Raw genomic sequence first — 25389 nt, forward strand, 5'->3', positions numbered from 1 at the left:
CTGAGTTACCGAAGTGGACAGGCACCCGTGAGAACTGTGCTACGGGTGTGCTCGAACACGGTCGGAAAATGTGCGGAATTCGAGCATCCGCGCATCCTCGGCTCGATCCTGCCGTGGCTTCGGCTCGGTGCTGCCGTGGCTTCGGCTCAGTCCTCGATGTACCGGATGAGCACGCGCAGCGTCGTGCCGCGCTCGGTCCGCCAGGTCACCTCGTCCCCCACCTCGCGCCACAACAGTGCCTTGCCCAAGGCCGAGTCGGGGCTGAGCCGCTCCGCCTCGTCACCGGCGAGCAACGCTATCTCGTACGCCGTGATCCCCGGTTCGTCCAGGTCCTCCACGCCGACGAGGCATCCCGGCACGACGACGGCACCGCCGGTGTACGACGGGTCGGGTACGACCTGGTCGAGCAGGGCCCGCAGGAAGCTGCGCCGTTCCTTCAGCGCCTCGCGCCGCTTCTCGTGGTCGGCCAGCTGGGCCTTGCGGGACGAGGAGTCGACGGCCACCACCTCGGGCAACGGCAGGTCGAGCACGTCCTGCACCCGCTCGAGTTCCCGCTGCACCCTCCGGTGGGCGCCCAGACTGATCCGGTCGACCCGAAGGCGCGGCGACGTTCGCTCGTTGGAGGGAGCGGCCCGAGTCACGGCGGCCGTCTCGGTGGTCCGCACGGGCTGCCGCGGCAGGGCGGGCAGCGTGTCCCTGGCCGCTGTGCGGCTGGGTGCGTTCCGGGCCACGGGCTGCCGGTCCGCCGCTCCGGCTCCCGTCGGCCGTCGGTCCACACGGAGCAGCTCCGTCGTCCGGCCGTGGGCGGCTTCGGGGGTGCCGGGCGCGTGGTAGCGGGCCACTCCGACCTGGCCGTCGTCTCCGATGACGGGCACGTCGACGCGCGCGATCGCGGCCCGGATCATCGCCTGCACCTCGGCATGGGCCACCCGTGCGACGGGCCGCCCACCGCGCAGGACTTCCACGGCGTCGGCGCCCGGAAAGCCCGGGACCCCGGCGTCGCTGAGAAAGCGGGCGGCACCGGCCACGGTCGTACGCAGGCTGAACGCGTGCTGGGCCGAGTTGACCTCGTCGCGGTCGAGACGGGCCACGGAGACCAACTCGGTTTCGGCGGGGATGGCTTGTGATGCGGCGGGCGGTTTGGGCGGAGTGCCGCGCGGTGCGGCCGGGGTGGTGGGCGGTTCCGCCGGGCGGGGCTGCGGTACGGATGCACGGGGCTGTCGTACGGCAGTGCGGGGACGGGGTTCGGGGGCGGCCGCAGCCTCAGGCGCGGCCGGCGCGGCCGGAACTGCGGCTGTCGGGGCCGAAGCTGCGGCCGGAGCGGCCGGGTCGGACGGTCGGGGCTTCCTCTCGGCGCCGGCCGTCGCCCGTTCGATGCCCAGTCGGTCCAGCTCCGCCCACAGGGGTTCGAGGGCCTTCTCCGGGTCGAGGAAGAAGCGGCTGCCGCGGATGCGGACGAACGTCCAGCCGACCCGCTCCAGTTCACGCTGGCGCGCCGCGTCCGCGTCCGCGTTCTCCTCGTTGTGGAAGGCGTCGCCGTCGCACTCCACGGCCAGGCGCCGGGTGCCGCCCTCGACGACGAGGTCGATGCGGTAGCGGCCGGCCGGGTACTGGGGCCGCACCAGGTGGCCCCGGGCCCGCAGGGCCAGGTACACCCGCTGCTCGAAGAGGCTGTCGAACGCCTCGTGCGGCACGTCCGGGCGGACCTCGCCGAGTCCCGCGCCGTCCCGCTCCTCGGCCGGCCGGGAGAACCAGTCGAGGTAGGCGCGCCGCAGATCGGTCTCGCCCCACTCCGTGAGCGTCACGCTGTGGAAGAGCCACACCTGGTCGCGGGCCCGGGAGGCGGCCACGTTGAGGTGCTGCCGGTTCAGGGCGCTGCTGTAGGAGCCGACGCGGCGCGGCCCGTCCGGACCGGTGAGCGAGGCGACGGTGCCGATGAAGACGACGTCGCGCTCGTCCCCCTGGAACTCCTCGGCGTTGCCCACGCGCAGCCGCCGCCGCTGCCGCTCGTCGAGCGGGATCCGGTCGGCCAGCAGGTCCTCGATGAGGAACTTCTGCCCGGCACCGAGCAGGGTGATCACACCCATGCTGCGACCGGCGTAGGCCGGGTCCGCGATGCAGCGGGCGACGGTGTCCACCAGCCGCTCGGCCTCGGGCCGGTTGACCTGCTTCTGCCCGCTGCCCTCCACCCAGCCGTCGGTCACGTGGACCGCGCGCAGCGGTGGCAGCCGGTCGGCGCCGTACTGCCGCAGGGGCTGCAGCCGGCCGCCGTAGCAGAGCTCGTTGGAGAAGCCGATGATCTCCGGCATGCAGCGGAAGTGCTCCCGGAGCATCAGCCGGCCACGGCCGCCGGCGAGTCCGGAGGCGATGTCGAAGAGGCTGGCGGTCGGCGTGAACAGATTGCGGCGGGCGGCGGGCAGCTCGCCGAGCAGCCGCCGCTGGAGGGCGAACTGCTCGTCGTGGTCGACGCCGACCTGGGCCGGGCTGACCTGCTGGTCGTCGCCGACGACCACGACCTTCGCGCCGAGCCAGGCGAGCAGCAGCGCCTCGGGCCCGGACTGGCTCGCCTCGTCGATGATCACCACGTCGAAGCGGCCCGCGCGGTCCATGGGGACGGTCTCGGTCACCTGGTGCAGCGGCATGATCCAGGCGGGTACGGCCTCCTGGCTGGCCTGGAGGCTCTCCCGCGCCTGCCTGCGGTAGGTGGCCGCGTACTTGCCGGTGCCCTTGCCGAGCCTGCGGACGTTCTGCTGGTACGAGGTGAGGGCGACGGCCTGGTCGTCGGTGAGCCTGGACAGGCAGTTGAACCAGGCCTTGTCGGCCGCCAGCCGCTCCAGGCCGATGCGGATGTCGGCGTCCGCCTCGGCGAGCAGGCGCAGCTGGCGCGCCTCGGCCCCGGGGTCCGTCAGGTCCGTCATCCGGGCGTGCCAGGCCGACCAGGCCCAGGCGGCCTCCGCCTCCGGCAGACGTGTGTCCCAGGCGGGATCGTCCGGCGTGGACTCCAACGCGTCGGCGAGGTCGGGAAGTTCGGCAGCGACCACCCGGTAGGCGTCGTCGCAGGCCTTCTTGCGGTCCAGGGCCACGCGCAGGCCGTCCAGTTCGCCGACCGCGGCGCCGTAGGCGGCGGCGTCCCGGGCCTCGGCTGCCGCGCGCGCCCGCTCCACGGGCGCCGTCGCGCCCCGCTTGCGGGCGGCGGCCCGGAGCACGTCGAGCGCGTCGGTGAGCAGCGCGCGGGCGGGGTCGGCGGCGCGGCGGGCGGCGCGGGCGCGGAGCGCGGCGCGGACGGTGTGCACCTGCTCCTCGTCCGCCCAGTCGACGCCCGCGAGCCCCGGTGCGGGCGCCGCCCCGCGCGTCACGTCCTGACGCAGGTCGGCCAGGGTGCTGAGGGCGGAGAGGGTGTGGATGTCCTGGCGCAGCCGGGTCATGCGCCGGTTGACGCTCTGCCAGGCCTCGGCGCCCTCGCCCCACTCCTGCTCGATGTCCTGCAGGTGCCGCTCCAGGGTGACGCGGTACACCACGGCGGAGGCGGCGGCCTCCGTCTCGACGGTGCGGCCGTCGACCCGCGCCGTCTCGGGGAAGTCACCGACCGCCTTGCGCAGCCGGGTCTTCAGGCCGAGCGGGCCGCGCAGCTTCTCGCCGGCGGCGAGGCCGTCGCGCAGGGAGCCGGCCAGCCCCAGCGCCGTCGGCACGTCGTACGGCTCCAGGCCGCTGACCAGGGTGGAGCCGAGGGCCGCCGCCGCCTCCTCGACCGCGGTCAGGGCCGCCGCGGTGCGTGTGTGCCGGTCGCGGGTTTGCAGGTACTGCCCGGCCATGACCTCGCGGCGCAGTGCCGCGGCCCGGTCGGCGGGCAGGGTGGCCGCAGCGGCGGCAGCCGCCGTGAACCGGTCCAGGGCCGCCGCCAGCTGGTCCTGCTGCTCGACGGCCAGGGTGGACACGGCGTCGTCCAGGCGCGAGGCGGAGCCGTCCTGGCGGAGCTCGGCGAGGTCGGCCTCGGCCTCCCGGACGGTCTCGACCGCCTCGGCGAAGGCGGGTCCGGTGGGCAGGCGCCCCGGATCGGGCAGCGCGGCGGTGACCGTGGCCGCGAGGGCGCGGTGCCGGCCGGTGAAGGCGAGGGCCGTGCGGCGCAGGTCCGTCAGGGCCTCGGGGTCGAGCGTGGGCGACTTGGCGGGGACGACGCCGAGCCACTCGTACCGCGGGCGCTCGGCGGCGAGGCGTTCGGCGATGCGGGTCAGGGTGCCCTCGTAGTCGCCGATCTCGGCCGGGTGGCGGTAGGTCTCCTGCTCCCGCAGGGCCCGCAGGGACTTGAGGGCGAGCGCCTGTGCGGAGCGCGCGGACCTGAGGCGCTCCTCGTGCTCCTGGATGCGGCGGCGGTAGGCGCGCGCGGAGAAGTCGCCCTGCCGGTCGAGGATGGCCTTGACCGACTGTTCCAGTTCCTGCTGCCCGGCTCCGTCGTCGGTGCGGCTGACGCACAGTTCACGGATGCTGGCGGGGAGTTTGTCCCGCAGGACCTTCAGGGCGCGGGCCGTGTGGCTGGTGATCAGGACGCGGTTGCCGTGGGCGAGGAGGTCGGTGACCAGGTTGGCGATGGTGTGGGTCTTGCCGGTGCCGGGCGGTCCCTGCACCACGACCAGGTCGCGGTCACGCAGCCGCTCGGCGATGGTGCGCTGCTCGTCGTTGGACGGCAGGGCGAAGTACAGCTCGGACCGGGCGCCGCGAGCCTCCGGGGTGCCGGGCCCGGGGTCGCCCAGCGGGCGGCCGCCGCCGGCTCCGGCCACGGCGCGGAGCAGTGCGGTGGGCTCGGCGCCCTGTTCGATGTGCAGGGCGACACCGCGCAGTGCTTCGAGCATGCTGCGCCGGGTGCGCTCCCTGAGCAGCAGCACGGGCGCGAAGCCGACGACCGGTACGGCGGGGTCTCCCGTCGCGCGGTGCCGGACGGGTGAGGGGTCGTAGCGGCCCGCTTCGTGGGCGGCGATGGTCCAGGTCCTGAGCGCGCGGTGCAGCTGGTCGGCGAGCGTCGCGTCCGTGGTGTCACCGGCGGCTTCCAGCTCGTGGCGGACCAGGGTGCGGATCTCGGCGCGCGCCTTCTGCCCGGCGTCGAGCATGGACTCCTCGAGGACCGGGCTGCCGTGCTCGGGGTCGGGTCCGACGGTGATGGCCCCGGTGTCGGGGTCGATGGCGATGACGGCCCGGCAGGTGACGAGGTGCCGGCGGATCGGCTCGTTCTGGGCGGACCAGGTCAGATGGCCGAAGCCGACGACGAGTTCGAAGCTCTCGCCGAGCTCGGAGGCGTCCACGCACAGGCGGTAGAGGCGGTCGTAGGCGCGGACGACCGGTTTCGTGACGCGGTCGCGCGCCGCCCACCTCTCCCACTGGCGCGACCAGGTGGCGTACTGCTCGTGCACGACGTCGCGGTGGGGGTGGTCGGCGAGGGCGACCGTGCGGTGCCCGGTGCGTGAACTGCCGCCCGCCGACACCTCGTCGGCCGGGACCTCCGCCTCGGTGCGGGGCGCGGGCGGCTCCTGGCGCTCGGAGTCGTGGATCTCCCGTCCGTCCAGCCAGTGAGCGAGGGGCAGCGGCGGTGCGGGCGGGTCGTGCCGTACGGGCCGGTCGGCCCGCAGCCACAACGGGGTGTCGCCGGGGACGGCTTCGGTGAGGAAGCAGGCGAACTGCTCGGGCAGATCGGCGAACCACATCTGGTGCCGGGCGTCGTCGTGGGTGCGTACCGGCCTGGTGCGGCTTTCGCCCACCTCCGCGAGATAGCGGAAGACGTGACGGACGACGTCGTCGGGCGTCGCGGCGGACACGGGCACGCTCACCTCGCTGAACTGGCGGAACCCACATGTGGAGGGATTGTGTGCATCCTAGGGGGCGGGTCTGACACTCGTGCCCTTTCCGCCTGTTCCGGGCACACGACGGCCCCGGAAGGCGAAGTGCCTTCCGGGGCCGGACGGTTGTCTCACGCCTCGCGGGTGCCCGAGTACATCTCGTCGATCAGGGCCTTGTACGTCCGCTCGACCACCGGCCGCTTCAGCTTCAGGCTCGGGGTGATCTCACCGTGCTCGACGTCCAGGTCGCGCGGCAGCAGCCGGAACTTCTTGATGGTCTGCCAGCGCTGCAGGCCCTCGTTGAGCTGCTTGACGTAGCCGTCGACCATCTCGACCGTCTGCGGGGCCGCGACGATCTCGGCGTACGACTTTCCGTCCAGACCGTTCTCCTTGGCCCACTGCAGGACGGTGATCTCGTCGAGGGCGATGAGGGCCGTGCAGTAGTTCCGGTCGGCGCCGTGCACCAGGATGTTGGAGACGTACGGGCAGACCGCCTTGAACTGGCCCTCGACCTCGGCCGGTGCGACGTACTTGCCGCCGGAGGTCTTGATGAGGTCCTTCTTGCGGTCGGTGATGCGCAGGTAGCCGTCGGGCGACAGCTCGCCGATGTCGCCGGTGTGGAACCAGCCGTCGCTCTCCAGCACCTCGGCGGTCTTCTCGGGCTGCTGGTGGTAGCCGTCCATGATGCCGGGGCCGCGCAGCAGGATCTCGCCGTCGTCCGCGATGCGCACCTCGCAGCCGGGCAACGGCTTGCCGACGGTGCCGGTGCGGTAGGCCTCGCCCGGGTTGACGAAGGAGGCGGCGGAGGTCTCGGTGAGGCCGTAGCCCTCCAGGATGTGGATGCCGGCGCCGGCGAAGAAGTAGCCGATCTCGGGGGAAAGCGCGGAGGCGCCCGAGACGCAGGCGCGCAGCCGGCCGCCGAAGGCCTCCCGCAGCTTGGAGTAGACGAGGGCGTCGGCGACCTTGTGCTTGGCGCCGAGGCCGAACGGCACGGCGTGACTGCCGGTGCGGCGGAAGTTGTCCTGCGAGACCTTGGCGTACTCGCGGGAGACCTCGGCGGCCCACTGGAAGATCTTGTACTTGGCCCCGCCGCCCTCGCGGGCCTTGGCGGCGACGCCGTTGTAGACCTTCTCGAAGATGCGCGGCACGGCCGCCATGTACGTCGGCTGCACCACCGGGAGGTTCTCGATGATCTTGTCGACGCGGCCGTCGACGGCGGTGACGTGGCCGACCTCGATCTGGCCGGAGGTGAGGACCTTGCCGAAGACGTGGGCGAGCGGCAGCCACAGGTACTGCACGTCCTCGCCGCTGATCAGGCCGGTCGCGGCGATGGCCTTCGCCATGTACGCCCAGTTGTCGTGCGGCAGGCGCACACCCTTGGGGCGGCCGGTGGTGCCGGAGGTGTAGATGAGGGTGGCGAGCTGGTCCTTGGTGAGCGCGCCGACCCGCTCCTTGATCAGCTCGGGGTGCTTCTCCAGATAGGCGGCGCCGCGCTGCTCCAGCTCGGTGAGGGTGGTCACCCAGTCGTCGGTCTCGACGCCGGCCGGGTCGATGACGACGACCTTGGTCAGCGCGGGCAGCTCGGCGCGCTTCTCCACCGCCTTGGCGACCTGTGCCGCGTCCTCGGCGATCAGCACCCGGCTCTCGGAGTCGGAGAGGATGAACGCGGACTCGTCGGCGTTGGTCTGCGGGTAGACGGTCGTGGTGGCGCCGCCCGCGCACATGATGCCGAGGTCGGCGAGGATCCACTCGACGCGGGTCGAGGAGGCCAGCGCCACCCGCTGCTCGGGCTGCAGACCCAGTTCGATGAGCCCGGCCGCGATCGCGTACACCCGCTGCGCCGCCTCGGCCCAGCTCAGCGACTTCCAGTCGTCGGGCCCCTGGCCGGAAGCGGGCCGGACCGGGTAGCGGTAGGCCTCGGCGTCCGGTGTGGCCGCCACGCGCTCCAGGAAGAGGGCCGCGACGGACGGCGGACGGTTCTCGATCAGGGTCTGTGTGTCGGTCACGACATCCTCCGGGGCCCGCGACAGTGCGGCTGGCTCAGGTGCGGCTGGGTTAACTCACGGGTGGGGTTCGGGCTTGTTGTTTAACTCGCGAGTAACTATCGAGCAGGGATCAGAGTAAGGGGCGACCGGCCGCTGCGTAAGGGGCATCGGCCTGTCACTTTCCACTCAGAGCGACGCTACGCACGCGTAGGGGCCCGCCATGCTTTCGCACGACGAGCCCCTGTTGTGCCCGGTTTGCGGACACAGCCCGCCGTTACCGTTGGTTACTTCTTGCCCTTGCCCGACGCCGCGCTGTCATCGCTGGACAGGACCGCGATGAAGGCCTCCTGCGGAACCTCCACGGAACCCACCATCTTCATCCGCTTCTTGCCTTCCTTCTGCTTCTCCAGCAGCTTCCGCTTACGGGAGATGTCACCGCCGTAGCACTTGGCGAGGACGTCCTTGCGGATGGCGCGGATGGTCTCGCGGGCGATGACCCGGGAGCCGATGGCGGCCTGGATCGGCACCTCGAAGGCCTGCCGCGGGATGAGCTCGCGCAGCTTGGCGACGAGCCGCACCCCGTACGCGTACGCGGCGTCCTTGTGGGTGATCGCCGAGAATGCGTCCACCTTGTCGCCGTGCAGCAGGATGTCGACCTTGACCAGGCTGGAGGTCTGCTCGCCGGTGGGCTCGTAGTCGAGGGACGCGTAGCCGCGGGTCTTGGACTTCAGCTGGTCGAAGAAGTCGAAGACGATCTCCGCGAGCGGAAGGGTGTAGCGGATCTCGACCCGGTCCTCGGAGAGGTAGTCCATGCCGAGCAGGGTGCCGCGCCGGGTCTGGCACAGCTCCATGATCGAGCCGATGAACTCGGTGGGCGCCAGGATGGTGGCGCGCACGACCGGCTCGTACACCTCGCCGATCTTCCCCTCGGGGAATTCGCTCGGGTTGGTGACGATGTGCTCGGTGTGGTCCTCCATGACCACGCGGTAGACCACGTTGGGCGCGGTGGCGATCAGGTCGAGGCCGAACTCGCGCTCCAGCCGCTCCCGGATCACGTCCAGGTGCAGCAGGCCGAGAAAGCCGACGCGGAAGCCGAAGCCGAGGGCCGCGGAGGTCTCCGGCTCGTAGACCAGCGCGGCGTCGTTGAGCTGCAGCTTGTCGAGGGCCTCGCGCAGCTCCGGGTAGTCGGAGCCGTCCAGCGGATACAGACCCGAGAAGACCATCGGCTTCGGGTCCTTGTAGCCGCCGAGCGCCTCGGTGGCGCCCTTGGCCTGGCTGGTGACGGTGTCACCGACCTTGGACTGGCGCACGTCCTTCACACCGGTGATGAGGTAGCCCACCTCACCGACGCCGAGACCGTCCGCCGGGAGCATCTCGGGCGAGCTGACGCCGATCTCCAGCAGCTCGTGGGTGGCGCCGGTCGACATCATCCTGATGCGCTCGCGCTTGTTGAGCTGGCCGTCGATGACACGGACGTAGGTCACGACACCGCGGTAGGAGTCGTAGACCGAGTCGAAGATCATCGCGCGGGCCGGTGCGTCGGCGACCCCGACCGGCGCCGGGATCTCCTTGACGACCTTGTTCAGCAGCGCGTCGACGCCGAGGCCGGTCTTGGCGGAGACCTTCAGGACGTCCGACGGGTCGCAGCCGACCAGGTTCGCCAGCTCCTCGGCGAACTTCTCCGGCTGCGCGGCCGGCAGGTCGATCTTGTTCAGCACGGGGATGATCGTGAGGTCGTTCTCCATCGCCAGGTAGAGGTTGGCGAGGGTCTGCGCCTCGATGCCCTGGGCGGCGTCGACGAGGAGGATGGTCCCCTCGCAGGCGGCCAGCGACCGCGAGACCTCATAGGTGAAGTCGACGTGCCCCGGGGTGTCGATCATGTTGAGGATGTGCGTCGTGCCCTGGTCGGGGCCCTCTGTCGGGGCCCAGGGCAGACGCACCGCCTGGGACTTGATCGTGATGCCGCGCTCGCGCTCGATGTCCATCCGGTCGAGGTACTGAGCACGCATCTGCCGCTGCTCGACCACACCGGTCAGCTGGAGCATCCGGTCGGCGAGCGTGGACTTGCCGTGGTCGATGTGCGCGATGATGCAGAAATTGCGGATCAGAGCCGGGGCGGTACGGCTCGGCTCGGGCACATGGTTAGGGGTCGCGGGCACGCAGGGTCCTGTCTCTTGAGGCGCCTTATGCCTCGGGTCGGATCGATACGTAGTCTCCATGGTCCCACGCGTAGGGACCGGAGACCGTTTTGGGCCGCCCGGAGAGCCACTGGTACTGTAGATGGCTGTGCCTCATGCCCTCTCAGCGCGAGGCACGAACAGAAAATTTTTGGATCACCGGTACGGGACCCGAGCGGCCCGCACCTGAACCTGAAAAGGCTCCTTCGTGGCGAACATCAAGTCCCAGATCAAGCGGATCAAGACCAACGAGAAGGCTCGGCTGCGCAACAAGGCCGTCAAGTCCTCCCTGAAGACCGCGATCCGCAAGGCCCGTGAGGCCGCTGCCGCGGGTGACGTCGAGAAGGCCACCGAGCTGCAGCGCGTTGCCGCGCGTGCGCTCGACAAGGCCGTCTCGAAGGGCGTCATCCACAAGAACCAGGCCGCCAACAAGAAGTCGGCGCTTGCTTCCAAGGTCACGTCCCTCAAGGGCTGAGACTCCCTTTTGATCTGACCGCCGGAAGGACCCAGAGCGGGCCCTCTCTCATCCGCTCCCGTCCGGCACCCCAGAGCCTGTTCGCGGCCTGCGTTCGCCACGCGGGAACGGGCTCGACAGCTTGGTCCGAGGCCCCGGTGCCCTCCCTTCCCCAGGGTGGGCGGCGGGGCCTTCGGCATGGCCGCCCCGGGCCTTCGCCTCACGACCAGAAGGCGTTGCTCCTGTCGACGTCCGCTACGCACTCGTCGATGTCGGTGATCTTGTCCCCGACGATCCTGAAGACGAGGCATCCTTCCTCCCCGTAGCGCCTGTCCCCACGCTCCGCGGTGGCGTGGTGCAGGGCCACGACATGCCCCCGGCCATCGACGAACACGCTGCGCAGCTGGATACGCAGACTGCCGCCGCTGTCCTGGAAGAGCTTGCCGTACATGTCGATCACGGCGTTCCGGCCCTTGAAGTCGCCGGAGAGCGGATGGCTGCCGGGCGCGTGATAGGTCACGTCCGAGGTCATCAGCTCCCGCAGGGCGTCCATGTCGGCTCGGAAGAAGGCGTCGTAAGCCTTACGGACCAGGACTGCGTGCGGATGTTCAGCCATGGCGATCGCCACCTTCCAGTGTTCCGGCGATGTACGGCTGACAGCTCCGATTCTCCTCGCCGACGGCCACCGGGCGACTGGATCACCGCTCCGGCCCAGGGCCGGACGGGCCCTGAGGCTCAGCCCCGCCCTCTGGACCGCGCGGCCCGGGCGATCGTCACGACCGCCTTCTCCAGCGCGTACTCGGGGTCGTCACTGCCGCCCTTCACGCCCGCGTCGGCCTCGGCGACCGCCCGCAGTGCCACTGCCACCCCGTCCGGCGTCCAGCCCCGCATCTGCTGGCGCACACGGTCGATCTTCCACGGCGGCATGCCCAGCTCACGGGCGAGGTCGGCGGGCCGGCCGCCGCGCGCCGACGACAGCTTCCCGATCGCCCGCACCCCCTGGGCCAGCGCGCTGGTGATCATCACCGGGGCCACCCCGGTGGACAGCGACCACCGCAGCGCCTCCAGCGCCTCCGCCGTACGGCCCTCCACCGCGCGGTCGGCGACCGTGAAGCTGGACGCCTCGGCCCGCCCGGTGTAGTACCGCCCGACGACGGCCTCGTCGATCGTCCCCTCGACGTCGGCGACGAGCTGCGCCACCGCCGAGGCCAGCTCGCGCAGATCGCTGCCGATCGCGTCGACCAGCGCCTGGCACGCCTCGGGCGTGGCCGACCGTCCGAGCCCCCGGAACTCGCCCCGCACGAACGCCAGCCGGTCCGCAGGCTTGGTCATCTTCGGGCAGGCCACCTCCCGCGCCCCTGCCTTGCGCGCGGCGTCCAGCAGCCCCTTGCCCTTCACGCCGCCCGCATGCAGCAGCACGAGGGTGATCTCCTCCGCGGGCGCCCCCAGGTACGCCTTCACGTCCTTGACCGTGTCGGCCGAGAGATCCTGCGCGTTGCGTACGACCACGACCTTGCGCTCGGCGAAGAGCGAGGGACTCGTCAGCTCGGCCAGCGTGCCGGGCTGCAACTGGTCCGGGGTCAGGTCCCGTACGTCCGTGTCGGCGTCGGCGGCCCTGGCTGCGGCCACCACCTCCTGCACGGCACGGTCGAGCAGGAGGTCTTCCTGGCCCACGGCAAGGGTCACCGGGGCGAGAGGGTCGTCATTCGCAGTCTTCCTGGCCATCGCCTACAGCATCCCACGCGGCACTGACAACGAACCGGCCGCGCACCCCGACCGGTCCCGGACCGCCCCCGGAGCCTGCCCCGGAACCGGCCTCGGGGTCACGGCTCCTCGCGCCAGCCGTCCCACTCCCCCGCGAAGGCGTCCAGTTCGGCGGGGTCCAGGCGTCCGTTCGCGTCGTGCAGGACCAGCAGCCACTGGGCGTCCTCCGCATCGTCCTCGCCGGCCAGGGCGTCCCGGACGAGCTGGGGCTCCTCGTCGATGGCGAAGCGCTCCCCGAGCGCCTCGGCCGCCTCCTCGGCGGCATCGCGGTCGGGCAGCACCAGCACGTGTCTCACATCGCTCACCGCCCCATTCTCCGGCACCCGCCACACGCCGAACGGCCAGGTCCGCCCTTCCGGATCAGCCGTTCCGACTCCGCACGGCCGGCACCCGGCCCAGCTCGATCCCGAACCGCTCCCGGTACGCCGCCAGCACCTCCTCGTCCGTCCCCAGTTCCGTTGTCTCCTTCCTCCCGTCGGGGGCCGTCGTCGTCGACGTCCGGCCGCTGAGAGTGATCCGCCCACCGTCCTGCGTCACCCGTGAGCACACCAGGGACCGGGTGAAGTGCGACTGCGGCGAGGTGCTGTGCCACCAGGCCCCGGCCGCGAAGTCCCCGAGCGCGCGGGGCCGCGTATCCAGCCGGTACTGCGGCTTTCCGTTCCGTACGACATCCAGGTCCGGGGCCCCGGCCGGGCCGCCCCCGCCACCGAGCACTCCGGCGGGATCCGGGCCGGCCTCCGTCACCCGGAACGTCCCGCCGGGGTCCGGCTGGTCCTCTCGTTCCGCGAACGCCAGCGGATAGTGGCTGTGCGCCCCGAATCCGACGTCGGCGAGCCAGTCCCCGCCGTCCGCCGTCCGCACCCGCAGCGCGAGATGGTCGTACGGGATGCCGAGGCGCCCCTCGTCCCCGTACACCCGCCCCGCCAGCAGTTGGACCTCGTATCCGAGGGCGGCGAGCAACGCCCCGAATGCGCCGTTGAGTTCGTAGCAGAAGCCGCCCCGCCGCCCCTCGACCACCTTGTCCAGCAGCCGCTTCTCCTCCAGCACGATCTCCTCGCCGAGGTGGATGGACAGGTTCTCGAAGGGCACGGTCCGCAGGTGGCGCAGGTGCAGCTCGCGCAGGGCCTCGGTGGTGAGGTGCGGCGGGCGGGCGGCCCCGAGGCGGCGGAGATAGGCGTCTGCCTGTGCTGAGTTCATGCACCCAGTCTCGGCGAACCGTCGCCCTCAGTCTCTGGCCACCCGCACCTCCCCGTCCGTCCCGCCGCTCCCGCCGACCGCGAGCGCACCGTCCCGGTCCGTGCGCAGCACCACCGCTCCGCCTGTCCTCAGTGCGGCGACGGTCGCCGGTGCCGGGTGGCCGTAGGGGTTGTCGGCGCCGCAGGAGATGAGCGCCACCCGCGGGGCCGCCAGCCGTATCAGGTCCGGGTCCTGATGGGCCGAGCCGTGATGGGCCACCTTCAGCACGTCCACTCCCGCCAGCCGGGCCGCGGCCGGGGAGCGCAACAGGGCCTGCTGAGCGGGGGGTTCGAGGTCCCCGAGAAGCAGCATCCGCAGTCCGCCGGACCGGACGAGCAGGGCGACGCTGGCGTCGTTCGGTCCGTCCGGCTCCGGTACCGCGGGCTGCCCCGGGGCCGGGACGGCGGGTGGCCACAGCACCTGCCAGTCCAGGGGCCCGCTGCGGCGCTCCTCCCCGGCCACGGCCCGGGTGAGCGGGATGTGCCGATCGGCCGCCTCCCTTCTCACGAACTCGGCCTGATCCGCCGGTTCCTCGAAGCCCGTGGTCTCGATCGCGGCCACCGAGCGGCCGCGCAGCACACCGGGCAGCCCCGCGACATGGTCGGCGTGGAAATGGGTCAGGACGACCAGGGGGATGCGGGTGATGCCCAGCTCCCGCAGGCAGTGATCGACCGGCGCGGGGTCGGGTCCGGTGTCCACGACCACTCCTGCCCCCTCACCGGCCGCCAGCACCGTCGCGTCGCCCTGCCCGACGTCGCACATCGCGTACCGCCAGCCCGGCAGGGGCCAGCCCGTGATCACCCGGGTCAGCGGCGCCGGCCGCACCACCGCCAGCAGAAGCAGCACGGCGAGCGCACCGCACCACCAGGGGTGCCGCAACAGGCGCCGGCCGGCCAGGACGACCGCCACGGTGACCGCCGCCAGCAGCAGCGCCCCGGGCCAGCTCCCCGGCCAGTCCACTCCCGCTCCGGGCAACGCCGCCCCGGTCCGGGCGACCTGCGCGATCCATCCGGCGGGCCAACCGGCGCACCAGGCCAGCACCTTGGCGAGCGGCATCGCCACCGGCGCCGTGGCGAGCGCGGCGAACCCCAGCACGGTGGCCGGAGCGACCGCGACCTCGGCCAGCAGGTTGCAGGGCACCGCCACCAGGCTCACCCGGGCCGACAGCACCGCCACGACCGGCGCGCACACGGCCTGTGCGGCGGCGGCCGCGGCCAGCCCCTCGGCGAGCCGGGCCGGCACCCGGCGCCGCTGCAGCGCCTCGCTCCAGCCGGGCGCGAGTACGAGCAGGGCACCGGTGGCCAGCACGGAGAGCAGGAAGCCGAAGCTGCGGGCCAGCCAGGGGTCGTACAGCACCAGCAGGAGGACGGCCGTGGCGAGCGCCGGGACCAGGGATCTGCGACGCCCCGTCGCCAGGGCGAGCAGGGCGACCGCGCCGCAGGCGGCGGCCCGCAGCACGCTGGGGTCGGGCCGGCACACGATCACGAAGGCGAGCGTGAGCGCTCCCGCGAGCAGGGCGGTGGCCCGCAGCGAGAGCCCCAGGCGCGGGGCGAGGCCCCGGCGCTCGACGCGCTGGGCGAGTCCGGGTGGCCCGATCAGCAGCGCGAGCAGGATCGTGAGATTGCTGCCCGAGACGGCGAGCGTGTGCGCCAGGTCCGTCTCCTTGAAGGCGTCGTCCAGTTCGGGTGTGATCCGGGAGGTGTCGCCGACGACCAGCCCGGGAAGCAGCGCCCGGGCGTCCGCCGGCAGTCCCGCGGTCGCCTCCTGCAACCCGGCCCTGAGCCGGCCCGCCAGCCGCTGCGGCCCGCTCGGCCCCGCGACGACCTCCGGCACGGGCTCGCTCCGCACTCGCAGCACGGCCGCTGTCCGGTCCCCGCCCGTCAGGGCGGGCGCCAGCCGGGCGTACACCCGCAGCCGGGTGGACGGCAGCAGCCCGAGCCAGCCGGGGCGTGCGCCGCTCACACCGGTCGCGTCACCCGTGGGAGGTGTGCCTGGCGCCGGCACGTCCGTGTCGACGACCAGCAGCACGGGAGTCCTCGTCGCTGCTCCCGCCCCGTCTCCCTCGGCCACGCGCCGCACCTCCGCCCTGGCCAGCACCGCCACGGACGCCGCGTGATCGCCCCGCACCCGTGGCCTGCTCAGCCAGGGGTCGCCGGTCAGCTCGACCTCGGCGGTCACGGTCGCGAACCGCCGCGCCAGCTCGGGCACCGGCCCGCGCCGCACATCCGCCCCGTGCAGTCCGGCGGAGGCGGCGGCCGCGGCCACGCACAGAAGCACGGCGGCGACCGGGGCACGGGCCCGGGCGAACCGGACGGGCGGTCCGCCCGGCCTCGCCCGCCGCCGGGCCGACAGCAGGACTGCTCCGGCGAGCAGACAGGCGAGGGCGATGCCGGCACTCCAGCCCGGCGGAGCGTCGAGGACCAGGGCAGCCGTCGCCCAGGCCGCGAGTGCCGGGAGCACCAGACGGAGGTCGGTCGGGGCCGGCGGCTGCTGCTCCGAGGGGCCGCTCACGGCTGCACCATGGCCCGCAGGTCGGAGAAGCGGCGGTCGCCGATGCCGTTGACCTGGCGGAGCTCGTCGACCGAGCGGAAGCCGCCGTGCCGGGTGCGGTAGTCGATGATGTGCTGGGCCAGCACGGGGCCGACTCCGGGCAGGGTGTCGAGCTGGTCCGCGGTGGCCGTGTTGAGGGAGACCGGGGCCGCCGGTCCCGTCCTCGCAGGTCCGGAGCCCGTACCACCACCAGGCCCGGGCGGGGCGGCCGCCGCTCCTGCGGACGCGCCGACCAGGACCTGCTCGCCGTCCACCAGGAAGCGGGCCCGGTTGAGCCCCTCGGTGCTCACGCCCGGCCGCACCCCGCCCGCCGCCCGCAGGGCGTCCGCCACCCGCGAGCCGGCCGGCAGCCGCCGGATCCCGGGCCTGCGCACCTTGCCGCTGACGTCGACGACGATCTCCCCGCCCGGCTTCGCCGAGGCGCTGACGACACCGGCGGACCTCGCGCCCTCCTCCTTCCCGGCGAACGGCGCCTCGGCACGCACCACTTGGGGAGCGTTCACAGTCTGTGTCCGCCCGGCCCAGAAGTGCTGGACGGCGAACACTGCGGCCACCACCAGCACCACGGTGAGTGCGACCACTCCCCGCCGCTCCACCCCGCACCGCGCCTGCAACCACACCGGCAACCGCTCCCGCACAGCGAGCCCGGCCCGCTCCCGAAGGCCCGGCAGGACAGGCTCCGCCGGGTCCGAACGGCCGGCCGGGCCGGTCGGCTGCTCCTCGGGCACCGCAGCCGGCCCCGGCTCGGCGGACAGCACGCGCGCCCCGGTGAGTTCGGGCAACGCCCTACCGACATCGGGCGCCGGTCCCGTTGCCGCACTCGGCCCGGGCGCCGCCCGCGTAGCCGCCCTCAGCCCGGGCGCCGCACCCACCCCCGTCGCCGTACGCGCCGGCTGCCGCCTCTCCGGCGGTGCGTTCCCCGACTCCCGCCATTGCACGGCTCGTTCACCGAAGAGGAGCTCCGCGCGGCGGCGCAGCTCCTCCGCGGGTGCGGGGACTCGGTGACGGGCGCGGCCACGGTCGGCGGGGTGGCGGCGGATGCGTCCGTCGGAGGCGGGGCCACGGCCCGGTCCGCTGGTCGGGGTGGCGGTGCGTGCGTGTGATCGAAGTGCCATGCGACGAGGATGGAACATCTCGCCACTTCACGATGATCTTGGTCAATTCCCGTGGATCACCGCCTGGTTGTGGACAACTCCACCACTCGCACGAGTGACGGCAGCCCGTGGGGCGGGGGGTCAGCGCGGGGAGACGACCGCTCCCAGCAGCCCGGGCCCGGTGTGCGCCCCGATGACCGCCCCGACTTCGCTGACATGCAGATCGGCCAGCCCGGGCACCCGCTCCCGCAGCCGGTCGGCGAGGGCGGCGGCCCGCTCGGGGGCGGCGAGATGGTGGACGGCGATGTCGACCTCTGCGGCACCCGCCCGGTCGGCCGCGATCTCCTCGAGACGGGCGATCGCCTTGGACGCCGTACGGACCTTTTCCAGCAGCTCGATGCGGCCACCGCCCAGCTGGAGCAGCGGTTTGACGGCCAGTGCGGAGCCGAGCAGGGCCTGTGCCGCGCCGATGCGGCCGCCGCGGCGCAGGTAGTCGAGCGTGTCGACGTAGAAGTAGGCGGAGGTGCCCGCGGCCCGCTTCTCGGCCGCCGCCACGACCTCGTCCACCGTGCCGCCGGCCTCTGCGGCCTCGGCCGCGGCGAGCGCGCAGAAACCCAGCGCCATCGCGACCATCCCGGTGTCCACCACCCGTACCGGCACCGGTGCCTCACGCGCCGCGAGGACCGCCGCGTCGTAGGTGCCGGACAGCTCGGCGGACAGATGCAGGGAGACGATGGCGCTCACGCCGGACTCGGCGACCCTGCGGTAGGTCTCCGCGAACGTCTGCGGGCTGGGGCGGGAGGTGGTGACCGGGCGCCGCTTCTGCAGTGCTTGGGCCAGGGAACGGGTCGAGATCTCGGTGCCCTCTTCGAGCGCCTGGTCGCCGAGGACCACGGTCAGCGGCACCGCTGTGATGCCGTGACGCTCCATCGTCCGCGGCGGCAGGTAGGCCGTTGAATCGGTGACGATAGCGACATGGCAGGACATGAGCTGGAGGTTACCTGCCGTAGCGCTCACGTGGCAGCCCAGCCCCTGTCCGCCGGTCCGGAAGCGGACCGGTCATGTGGTGCTCTCGGGGCGCGGCTTCTTCTGCCAGGGGTAGGAAGGGTGCGGTGTCGGCGGGGTGATGGCCCGGCCCGCCGGCTCATCGGCGGTGCGGGAGCCGGGTGTTTCCTGCCAGGTCTGCTGCCGTGCCTCGGGGCCGCCGGCGGCGGCCGGGGCGTCCGGCCACGGCGGGGGTGCCGGTGTGGGCTCGTCCCGCGTCCAGTGGCGAAGGGCCCCGGCCTCGACGTCGATCTGGGCGCTGAGCGAGTCCAGGTCGTCGTCGGAGAAGCGGCGGGCCCGGTCGCGGGCGGCCCAGCGCAGGGAGTCGGCGGACTGGGTGATGCGCTCGGTGCGGCCGCGCAGCTCGGGCAGCCGTGCGGCGAGCGTGGCCCGGTCCGGCTCGGACTCCAGACGCTTGAGGTCGGCGTCGAGCTCGCGGCCGTGCGCGCCGAGCCGCTCGAAGAGGCCGAGGGACTCCTTCAGCGACTCGTCCTCGGGCAATCCCGCGTCCAGGGCTTCCTGGGTGGCGCGCATCGAGGTGCGCAGCGTGAGCCGCAGCTGGGCGATCTCCCCGGCCGGGCCGACCTGGGCGAAGGACTTGGCACGCAGGGTGTGGTCCTCGACGGTGCGTCTGGCCTGCGCGATCGTGCGGTCCACGCCGCGCTTGGCGGCGCCGAGCGCCTTGATCGTGACGAAGGCGCCGAGGCCGACGAAGAGCAGGAAGAACAGGGCGAGCACGGTGATCACTTCCATGACGCTCCTCCTCCGCCGGATGCGGCACGAGCCGCTGTGTTCTCCACGGTAAACGCAGCGGGCAGGTCCGGAGTTCCGGAAAAACCCCGAACCTGCCCGTAGGGGACTACCCCGACGCCGCATTCCCCGGGCGCCCGGGACCCCGGATGTTCCGGTACCCGGGCGTCCGCTCGGACCTGGTCCTAGGCCGGAACGATGTTGACCAGCTTGGGCGCCCGCACGATCACCTTGCGGATGCCCGCGCCGTCCAGCGCCGCGACGACCTTCTCGTCGGACAGCGCCACCTTCTCCAGCTCCTCCTCGGAGATGGCCGGCGGCACCTCCAGACGGGCCTTGACCTTGCCCTTGATCTGCACGACGCAGGTCACGGTCTCGTCCACCACGTACCGCGGGTCGGCGACCGGGAAGTCCTGGTGGACGACCGAGTCGGTGCGGCCCAGCTTGCGCCACAGCTCCTCGGCGATGTGCGGGGACAGCGGGGCGACCATCAGGACCAGCGGCTCGGCGACCGACCGCGGCACCGCGCCACCACCCTTGGTCAGGTGGTTGTTCAGCTCGGTGACCTTGGCGATGGCGGTGTTGAAGCGCAGGCCCTCCAGATCCTGGCGCACGCCGTCGATCGCCTTGTGCAGGGCGCGCAGCGTGTCCTCGTCGGGCTCGGCGTCGGTGACGGTGACCTCGCCGGTGTTCTCGTCGACGATGTTGCGCCACAGCCGCTGCAGCAGCCGGAACTGGCCGACCACCGCGCGCGTGTCCCAGGGCCTGGAGACGTCCAGCGGGCCCATCGCCATCTCGTACAGGCGCAGCGTGTCCGCGCCGTACTCGGCGGCGATCTCGTCCGGAGTCACCGCGTTCTTCAGGGACTTGCCCATCTTGCCCAGCAGCCGGCTGACCCGCTCGCCCTCGTAGTAGTAGGCGCCGTCGCGCTCCTCCACCTCGGCGGCCGGCACGGCGATGCCGCGGCTGTCGCGGTAGACGAAGGCCTGGATCATGCCCTGGTTGAACAGCTTGTGGAACGGCTCGGCGGAGGAGACGTGCCCCAGGTCGTACAGGACCTTGGACCAGAAGCGCGCGTACAGCAGGTGCAGTACGGCGTGCTCGGCGCCGCCGACGTACAGGTCGACACCGCCGTGCGGCTGGCCCTCGCGCGGGCCCATCCAGTACTGCTCGATCTCGGGGTCGACCAGCTTCTCGCTGTTGTGCGGGTCCAGGTAGCGCAGCTCGTACCAGCAGGAACCGGCCCAGTTGGGCATGGTGTTGGTCTCACGCCGGTACTTCTTCGGCCCGTCGCCCAGGTCCAGGGTGACGTTGACCCAGTCCTCGTTGCGCGACAGCGGCGTCTCGGGCTGGGTGTCCGCGTCGTCCGGGTCGAAGGTGCGCGGCGAGTAGTCCTCGACCTCCGGCAGCTCCAGCGGCAGCATCGACTCGGGCAGCGCGTGGGCGATGCCGTCCTCGTCGTACACGATCGGGAAGGGCTCGCCCCAGTAGCGCTGGCGGCTGAACAGCCAGTCACGCAGGCGGAAGTTGACGGTGCCCTCGCCGATGCCCTTGCGCGCCAGCCACTCGGTGACGCGCGCCTTGGCCTCGGCGACGGGCAGGCCGTCCAGGGAGATCTCGTCGTTGGCGGAGTTGATGATCTTCGCGTCGTACGACCCGAAGGCGTCCTCCCACGTCGAGGTGTCGGTGCCCCGGCCGTCGGTCGGCTCGACGATGCAGTGGATCGGCAGCTCGAAGGCGCGCGCGAACTCGAAGTCGCGCTGGTCGCCCGCCGGGACGGCCATGATCGCGCCGGTGCCGTAGCCCATCAGGACGTAGTCGGCGATGAAGACCGGGACCCGGTCGCCGTTGACCGGGTTGGTCGCGTACGCGCCGACGAAGACGCCGGTCTTGTCCTTGGCCTCGGCCTGGCGCTCGACGTCCGACTTCGAGGCGGCCTGCGCACGGTAGGCGGCGACGGCCTCGGCCGGGGTGGCGTGGCCGCCGGTCCACACGTCGTGGGTGCCCTCCGGCCAGGCGGCCGGGGTGAACTTGTCGACCAGCGGGTGCTCGGGGGCCAGCACCATGTAGGTCGCGCCGAACAGGGTGTCCGGGCGGGTGGTGAAGACCGTGATGCGCTCGCCGTCGATCGGGAAGTCGACGCGGGCGCCCTCGCTGCGGCCGATCCAGTTGCGCTGCTGCAGCTTGATGGCCTCGGGCCAGTCCAGCTCCTCCAGGTCCTCCAGCAGCCGGTCCGCGTAGGCGGTGATGCGCATGTTCCACTGGCGCAGCTTGGCCTTGAAGACCGGGTAGTTGCCGCGCTCGGAGCGGCCGTCGGCGGTGACCTCCTCGTTCGCCAGCACGGTGCCCAGGCCGGGGCACCAGTTGACGGGCGACTCGGAGGCGTAGGCCAGGCGGTACTCGCTCAGGACCTCGGAGCGCTCGGCGGCGGTCAGCTGGTTCCACGCGCGCCCGTGGTCGCCCGCCACGGCGCGTTCACCGGACTCGAACTGGGCGATCAGCTCGGAGATCGGGCGGGCCTTGCGGGCCTCGTCGTCGTACCAGGAGTTGAAGATCTGCAGGAAGATCCACTGGGTCCACTTGTAGTAGTCCGGGTCGATCGTGGCGAACGACCGGCGCTTGTCGTGACCCAGACCCAGCCCGCGCAGCTGGGCCTTCATGTTCTCGATGTTGGCCTCGGTGGACACGCGCGGGTGCGTGCCGGTCTGCACGGCGTACTGCTCGGCGGGCAGGCCGAAGGCGTCGAAGCCCAGGGTGTGCAGGACGTTGTGGCCGGTCATGCGCTGGAACCGGGCGTAGACGTCGGTGGCGATGTAGCCCAGGGGGTGGCCGACGTGCAGGCCCGCACCCGACGGGTAGGGGAACATGTCCATGATGAACTTCTTGGGCCGGGCGGCCAGCTCGGCGTCGCCGGCCAGGTCACCCTTCGGGTTCGGCGCCGCGTAGGTGCCGTCGACGTCCCAGAAGTCCTGCCAGCGTGCCTCGATCTCGGCAGCCAGGGCGGCCGTGTAGCGGTGCGGCGCGGCCACCTCGGCGGGGGCAGCGGGGTTCGTCTCGCTCATGATCCTCAAAGCTCCATCGATCGTCTCTGCCTGCGGCTGTGTCCTTGAGAAACGAAAAAACCCCTCGCACAGGAGGGGACGCCGCGCCGATGCCGACCCGCCCGGTTCGACCGGGGGTCGGTATTGATCAGCGCGGCCCGCTAAGCAGAAGGCGTACGGCACGCATGGCGCTAGGGTACCGCAGCCCTTGAGCAAGCGGCGCCGAACGTCCGTATGCCATGTGGACATGCCACGAACCCGACCAGAACTGAACGAAGGTCAAAGATTACTTCGCGTAACACCCGCTAAGGGACATCGACACGGTCGCATTGTCCTTTGATAACAACGCAATAACTCAAACCTCGTACTGATCGGTATGGCGCCACCTAGAGTTCGGCAGCGGGACCGCCTTCCCGAAACTGCTCGGAGTTGCCCCCATGAACCCTCGTCGTAGTAACAGCTCACTCCCCAAGCCGGGCCGGTCGGCCTATGGGGTGGCGACTGCTGTCGTCCTGCTGCTCATACCCGTGGTTGTGGTGAACGGAGGCGGCTGGCTCCAGGATTTCCTGAACTTCGGTGCGGGCGTCCTGTCGCTCGTCAGCCTCACCAGTTCGGTGATCTGGGGTCTGGTCACGCAGGACCGGCTCATCCTCAACACTCGTCAGCGGATCGTCGCCCAAGCTATCCACCGGGTGCTCGCGGTGGCCTCGATCGCGTTCCTCCTGGTGCACATCACGATCAAGCTGGCGCTGGGACACACCGTCCTGATCGCCGCGCTGATCCCCTTCAGCCTCGGCGTGTCGGGCACCGGGGGACTGATCGGCCTCGGCTCGCTGGCCGCCCTGCTCATGATCTTCGTGGGCGTCACCGGCGCGCTGCGCAACCAGTTCGCCTCCCCCGCGCCGGTGGCCGCGCGCTGGCGCGCCATGCACATGCTGGCCTACCCGGCCCTGTGCGCGGCGCTGATCCACGGCCTGTTCGCGGGGCGCGCCGCGAAGCCGTTCTTCATGATCTCGTACGAGCTGTGCCTGGTCGGCATCATGGCGGCGCTCGCGCTGCGGGCCGCGCCGCGCCCGTTCAAGCGCAAGGTCGCCGACCGGATCGTCGCGCTCATCGGCAGCGAGGAGCGGCAGGGGCGCGAGGGCCTGGAGGCGAGCCGCTCCCGGGCCGCCGACTCCGGCCTGCAGGGCTTCGAGAGCCGGCGCGAGCCGAGGGCCGCGCAGGGCGAGAGGCCCGCCCCCGCCGCCTCGTCGCTGTACCAGACCCCCGCGAGCCCGGCACCCGAGCCGGCGTCCGGTTTCGCCGCGGCCTACCGGGCGGTGTCCACTCCGGGCCAGCAGCAGTCGTTCGCCACCGGCCAGACCACACGCATGGACCTGCCGAGGGACATGCAGGCCACCGAGACGATGTCGCGCGTGGACGGCCAGTCCAGCACCTCGGGCAGCTGGCCGGTCCCGTCCCCGCCGCCGGTCGGCGAGGCCCCGCCGTCGGCGTACGACCCGCTCCAGGACACGGGATACACCATTCCGGTCTACGGCAATACGGGCACCACGGGATACGGCGGAAGTGACATGTACGACACCGGTGAGACGAACAACCTCTACGGCACGTACAACTCGGGTGACACGTACAACAGCGGTCCCGCCACAGAACCAAACCCCGGCACCTCGTACGAGACGCCGGGTTCGGGCGAACCTTGGAACATGCCTTCCGGAGGCTATAGGTGAACGAGGCCCTGCCCGACGTACCCGAAGTCCGCGTGGTCGGACTTCCGCAGCTCACGTCGGGCTTCGACCTTGTGGAGCGGCTCGATCTGCCCATGCATCTGAAGGTGCACGGGCCGCTCGACCCGCTGAGCGGCGAGAAACTCGCCCAACTCGCCGAGGCCATCAACCTCAAGGGCCGCGGCGGCGCGGGCTTCCCCTTTCACAAGAAGCTGCGATCGGTCGCCGAGTCCGCCATCAAGCGGGGAGTGCGGCCGGTCGTCGTCGTCAACGGCAGTGAGGACGAACCGGCCTGCCGCAAGGACACGGTGCTCATCAACCGTGCCCCGCATCTCATCCTCGACGGCGCCCTGCTGTGCGCCGAGGCCCTCGGTGCCCGCACACTCGTGATCGGGGTCACCCGGGAGTCCACCCAGCGCTCCATGGAGGCCGCGCTCGCCGAGCGCGGCCTGAGCAACAGCCGCAGATCGGCACTGCGCGCGTGGGTGCAGCGCAACCCCGTGCGCATGGTCACCGGCGCCGCCGCGTCGCTGATCCGCTCGGTCGACGGCGGCCCCGCGATCCCGCCCGGCCGCAAGATCAGCGCCTCGCAGTCCGGCGTCGGCGGGGCGCCCACCCTGCTGTCGAACGCGGAGACGTTCGCGCAGCTGGCCATCGCCGCCCGCATCGGCCCCGAGCGTTACGGCAACACCGGCCTGTACGACGAGCCGGGCACCGTCATGCTCACGGTCTCCGGCGCGGTCGCCCGCCCGATGGTGCTCGAGGTCCCCACGGGCGTGCCGCTGCGCTACGTCCTGCAACTGGCCGGCGCCCCGCCGGTGCCGCAGGGCGTGCTGACCGGCGGCTACCACGGCAAGTGGATCGACGCGGCCACCGTCAACGAGGCGATCGTCTCCCGCAACTCCCTGGACGCGGTGGGCGGCGCCCTGGGCGCGGGCGCGATCCTGCCGATCACTCAGGAGACCTGCCCACTGGGCGAGTCGCTGCGGGTGGCCCAGTGGCTGGCCGATGAGAGCGCCGGCCAGTGCGGCCCCTGCTACCTCGGACTGCCCGCCGCCGCGCGCGGTCTGGAGGACATCCTCAACGGCGGCGGACCCGCCGCCCTGGAGGCGCTGAAGCAGGTCGCGAAGAACGTGAAGCGGCGCGGGGCGTGTTCGCACCCCGACGGCTCCGCGATGTTCCTGGAGTCGACCATCAAGGCGTTCACCGACGACCTGGCCGCGCACGTCCTCGGAAACGGCTGCGGACGGCCCGTGGAGGGCGTTCTGCCGCTCTTCGAGGGCGGCAGAGCCCCGTTGGGCATCACGGGCGGCACAGAGCCCGAGGAGACCGGTTCCAGCCGCCAGAAGATCTACGTCGACTGGACGCTGTGCCGGGGCCACGGTCTGTGCGCCGACATCCTCCCGGAGGTCTTCGAGCTGGGCGCGGACGGCTTCCCGACCGTGGCGCAGGCACAGGTGCCGCGCTACGCCGAGGCGAAGGCGCTGCGCGCGGTGCGCCGCTGCCCGGCACTGGCGCTGCGCATCGAGGAGGACACGCGCGGGCAGGCACCCGCGCGCAACCTGCCCGTCCTGTCCCAGGGCCGCGGCCGCCGCGCCCTCGGACGCTGAGACGCCGAGCGGAACCGGGGGGGGGGGGGCGGGGGGGGGGGGGGGGCCCCAGTTGCTCGCTCCCTTGGCGGCCGCGACGGACGAAGAGGGAGAGGGCGGTTTGTTGGTGCTTCTTCTGTTTTCTTTTGTCTGTCG

At 72.1% G+C, this 25389-nt stretch carries 15 protein-coding genes; 3 read left to right on the plus strand and 12 right to left on the minus strand.

The features are described from left to right. Positions 1–146: 146 nt before the first annotated feature. From AC07DS_RS04450 to lepA, 3 genes are all read right to left on the minus strand, one after another. A complete protein-coding gene (locus AC07DS_RS04450; RefSeq protein WP_479142583.1) occupies positions 147–5810 on the minus strand; it encodes an AAA domain-containing protein in 5664 nt (1887 codons plus the stop codon). Between the two features lie 146 nt (positions 5811–5956). Beyond that, positions 5957–7831 carry an AMP-dependent synthetase/ligase gene (locus tag AC07DS_RS04455; protein WP_479142584.1) on the minus strand — a complete coding sequence of 625 codons (1875 nt, stop codon included), beginning with the start codon at positions 7829–7831 and terminating at the stop codon, positions 5957–5959. A gap of 263 nt (positions 7832–8094) precedes the next feature. Further along, positions 8095–9969 (minus strand): translation elongation factor 4, encoded by a 1875-nt coding sequence (gene lepA / locus AC07DS_RS04460; RefSeq protein ID WP_479142586.1) that lies wholly within the window; start codon positions 9967–9969, stop codon positions 8095–8097. Positions 9970–10195: 226 nt separating this feature from the next. Between lepA and rpsT the strand changes: the two genes are divergently transcribed. Continuing rightward, positions 10196–10462: a 30S ribosomal protein S20 gene (gene rpsT / locus AC07DS_RS04465; protein ID WP_145878540.1), complete on the plus strand. Its 267-nt coding sequence runs from the start codon at positions 10196–10198 to the stop codon at positions 10460–10462. 199 nt (positions 10463–10661) lie between these two features. On the opposite strand, the gene AC07DS_RS04470 is transcribed toward rpsT, so the two are convergent. From AC07DS_RS04470 to leuS, 9 genes are all read right to left on the minus strand, one after another. Next, positions 10662–11057: a nuclear transport factor 2 family protein gene (locus AC07DS_RS04470; RefSeq protein WP_479142587.1), complete on the minus strand. Its 396-nt coding sequence runs from the start codon at positions 11055–11057 to the stop codon at positions 10662–10664. 119 nt (positions 11058–11176) lie between these two features. Further along, positions 11177–12166, minus strand: coding sequence for a DNA polymerase III subunit delta (gene holA / locus AC07DS_RS04475; RefSeq protein WP_479142589.1), 990 nt, complete (start codon positions 12164–12166; stop codon positions 11177–11179). Between the two features lie 98 nt (positions 12167–12264). Next, positions 12265–12510: a hypothetical protein gene (locus AC07DS_RS04480; RefSeq protein ID WP_479142591.1), complete on the minus strand. Its 246-nt coding sequence runs from the start codon at positions 12508–12510 to the stop codon at positions 12265–12267. 55 nt (positions 12511–12565) lie between these two features. Beyond that, a complete protein-coding gene (locus tag AC07DS_RS04485) occupies positions 12566–13402 on the minus strand; it encodes an arylamine N-acetyltransferase family protein (RefSeq protein ID WP_479142593.1) in 837 nt (278 codons plus the stop codon). A 27-nt stretch (positions 13403–13429) separates the two neighbouring features. Beyond that, complete coding sequence (locus AC07DS_RS04490; RefSeq protein WP_479142595.1) at positions 13430–15952, minus strand: ComEC/Rec2 family competence protein; 2523 nt, start codon at positions 15950–15952, stop codon at positions 13430–13432. Continuing rightward, positions 15949–17106, minus strand: coding sequence for a ComEA family DNA-binding protein (locus tag AC07DS_RS04495; RefSeq protein ID WP_479142597.1), 1158 nt, complete (start codon positions 17104–17106; stop codon positions 15949–15951). The genes AC07DS_RS04490 and AC07DS_RS04495 overlap by 4 nt, the downstream gene beginning before the upstream one ends. 120 nt (positions 17107–17226) lie before the next feature. Next, positions 17227–18072, minus strand: a complete 846-nt coding sequence (locus tag AC07DS_RS04500) for a DegV family protein (protein WP_479142598.1) — start codon at positions 18070–18072, stop codon at positions 17227–17229. Between the two features lie 72 nt (positions 18073–18144). Continuing rightward, on the minus strand, positions 18145–18882 hold the full coding sequence (locus AC07DS_RS04505; RefSeq protein WP_479142600.1) for a hypothetical protein: 738 nt from the start codon (positions 18880–18882) through the stop codon (positions 18145–18147). 182 nt (positions 18883–19064) lie between these two features. Then, positions 19065–21941 (minus strand): leucine--tRNA ligase, encoded by a 2877-nt coding sequence (gene leuS, locus AC07DS_RS04510; RefSeq protein WP_479142601.1) that lies wholly within the window; start codon positions 21939–21941, stop codon positions 19065–19067. A 416-nt stretch (positions 21942–22357) separates the two neighbouring features. Between leuS and AC07DS_RS04515 the strand changes: the two genes are divergently transcribed. Together AC07DS_RS04515 and AC07DS_RS04520 are read left to right on the plus strand one after the other, a co-directional pair. Beyond that, entirely contained in the window at positions 22358–23647 is a 1290-nt protein-coding gene (locus AC07DS_RS04515; RefSeq protein WP_479142603.1) for a cytochrome b/b6 domain-containing protein, read from the plus strand. After that, on the plus strand, positions 23644–25254 hold the full coding sequence (locus AC07DS_RS04520; protein WP_479142605.1) for an NADH-ubiquinone oxidoreductase-F iron-sulfur binding region domain-containing protein: 1611 nt from the start codon (positions 23644–23646) through the stop codon (positions 25252–25254). Before AC07DS_RS04515 ends, AC07DS_RS04520 begins: the two co-directional genes overlap by 4 nt. Positions 25255–25389: the final 135 nt, after the last annotated feature.

It is taken from the genome of Streptomyces sp. NPDC044064 (assembly GCF_056434245.1).

Bases quoted from the DNA above. Each gene is read 5' to 3' on its own strand.
- AC07DS_RS04470 (WP_479142587.1), bottom strand. From the start codon at position 11,057: ATGGCTGAACATCCGCACGCAGTCCTGGTCCGTAAGGCTTACGACGCC.
- holA (WP_479142589.1), bottom strand. From the start codon at position 12,166: ATGGCCAGGAAGACTGCGAATGACGACCCTCTCGCCCCGGTGACCCTT.
- AC07DS_RS04485 (WP_479142593.1), bottom strand. From the start codon at position 13,402: ATGAACTCAGCACAGGCAGACGCCTATCTCCGCCGCCTCGGGGCCGCC.
- AC07DS_RS04495 (WP_479142597.1), bottom strand. From the start codon at position 17,106: ATGGCACTTCGATCACACGCACGCACCGCCACCCCGACCAGCGGACCG.
- AC07DS_RS04500 (WP_479142598.1), bottom strand. From the start codon at position 18,072: ATGTCCTGCCATGTCGCTATCGTCACCGATTCAACGGCCTACCTGCCG.
- AC07DS_RS04505 (WP_479142600.1), bottom strand. From the start codon at position 18,882: ATGGAAGTGATCACCGTGCTCGCCCTGTTCTTCCTGCTCTTCGTCGGC.
- leuS (WP_479142601.1), bottom strand. From the start codon at position 21,941: ATGAGCGAGACGAACCCCGCTGCCCCCGCCGAGGTGGCCGCGCCGCAC.
- AC07DS_RS04515 (WP_479142603.1), top strand. From the start codon at position 22,358: ATGAACCCTCGTCGTAGTAACAGCTCACTCCCCAAGCCGGGCCGGTCG.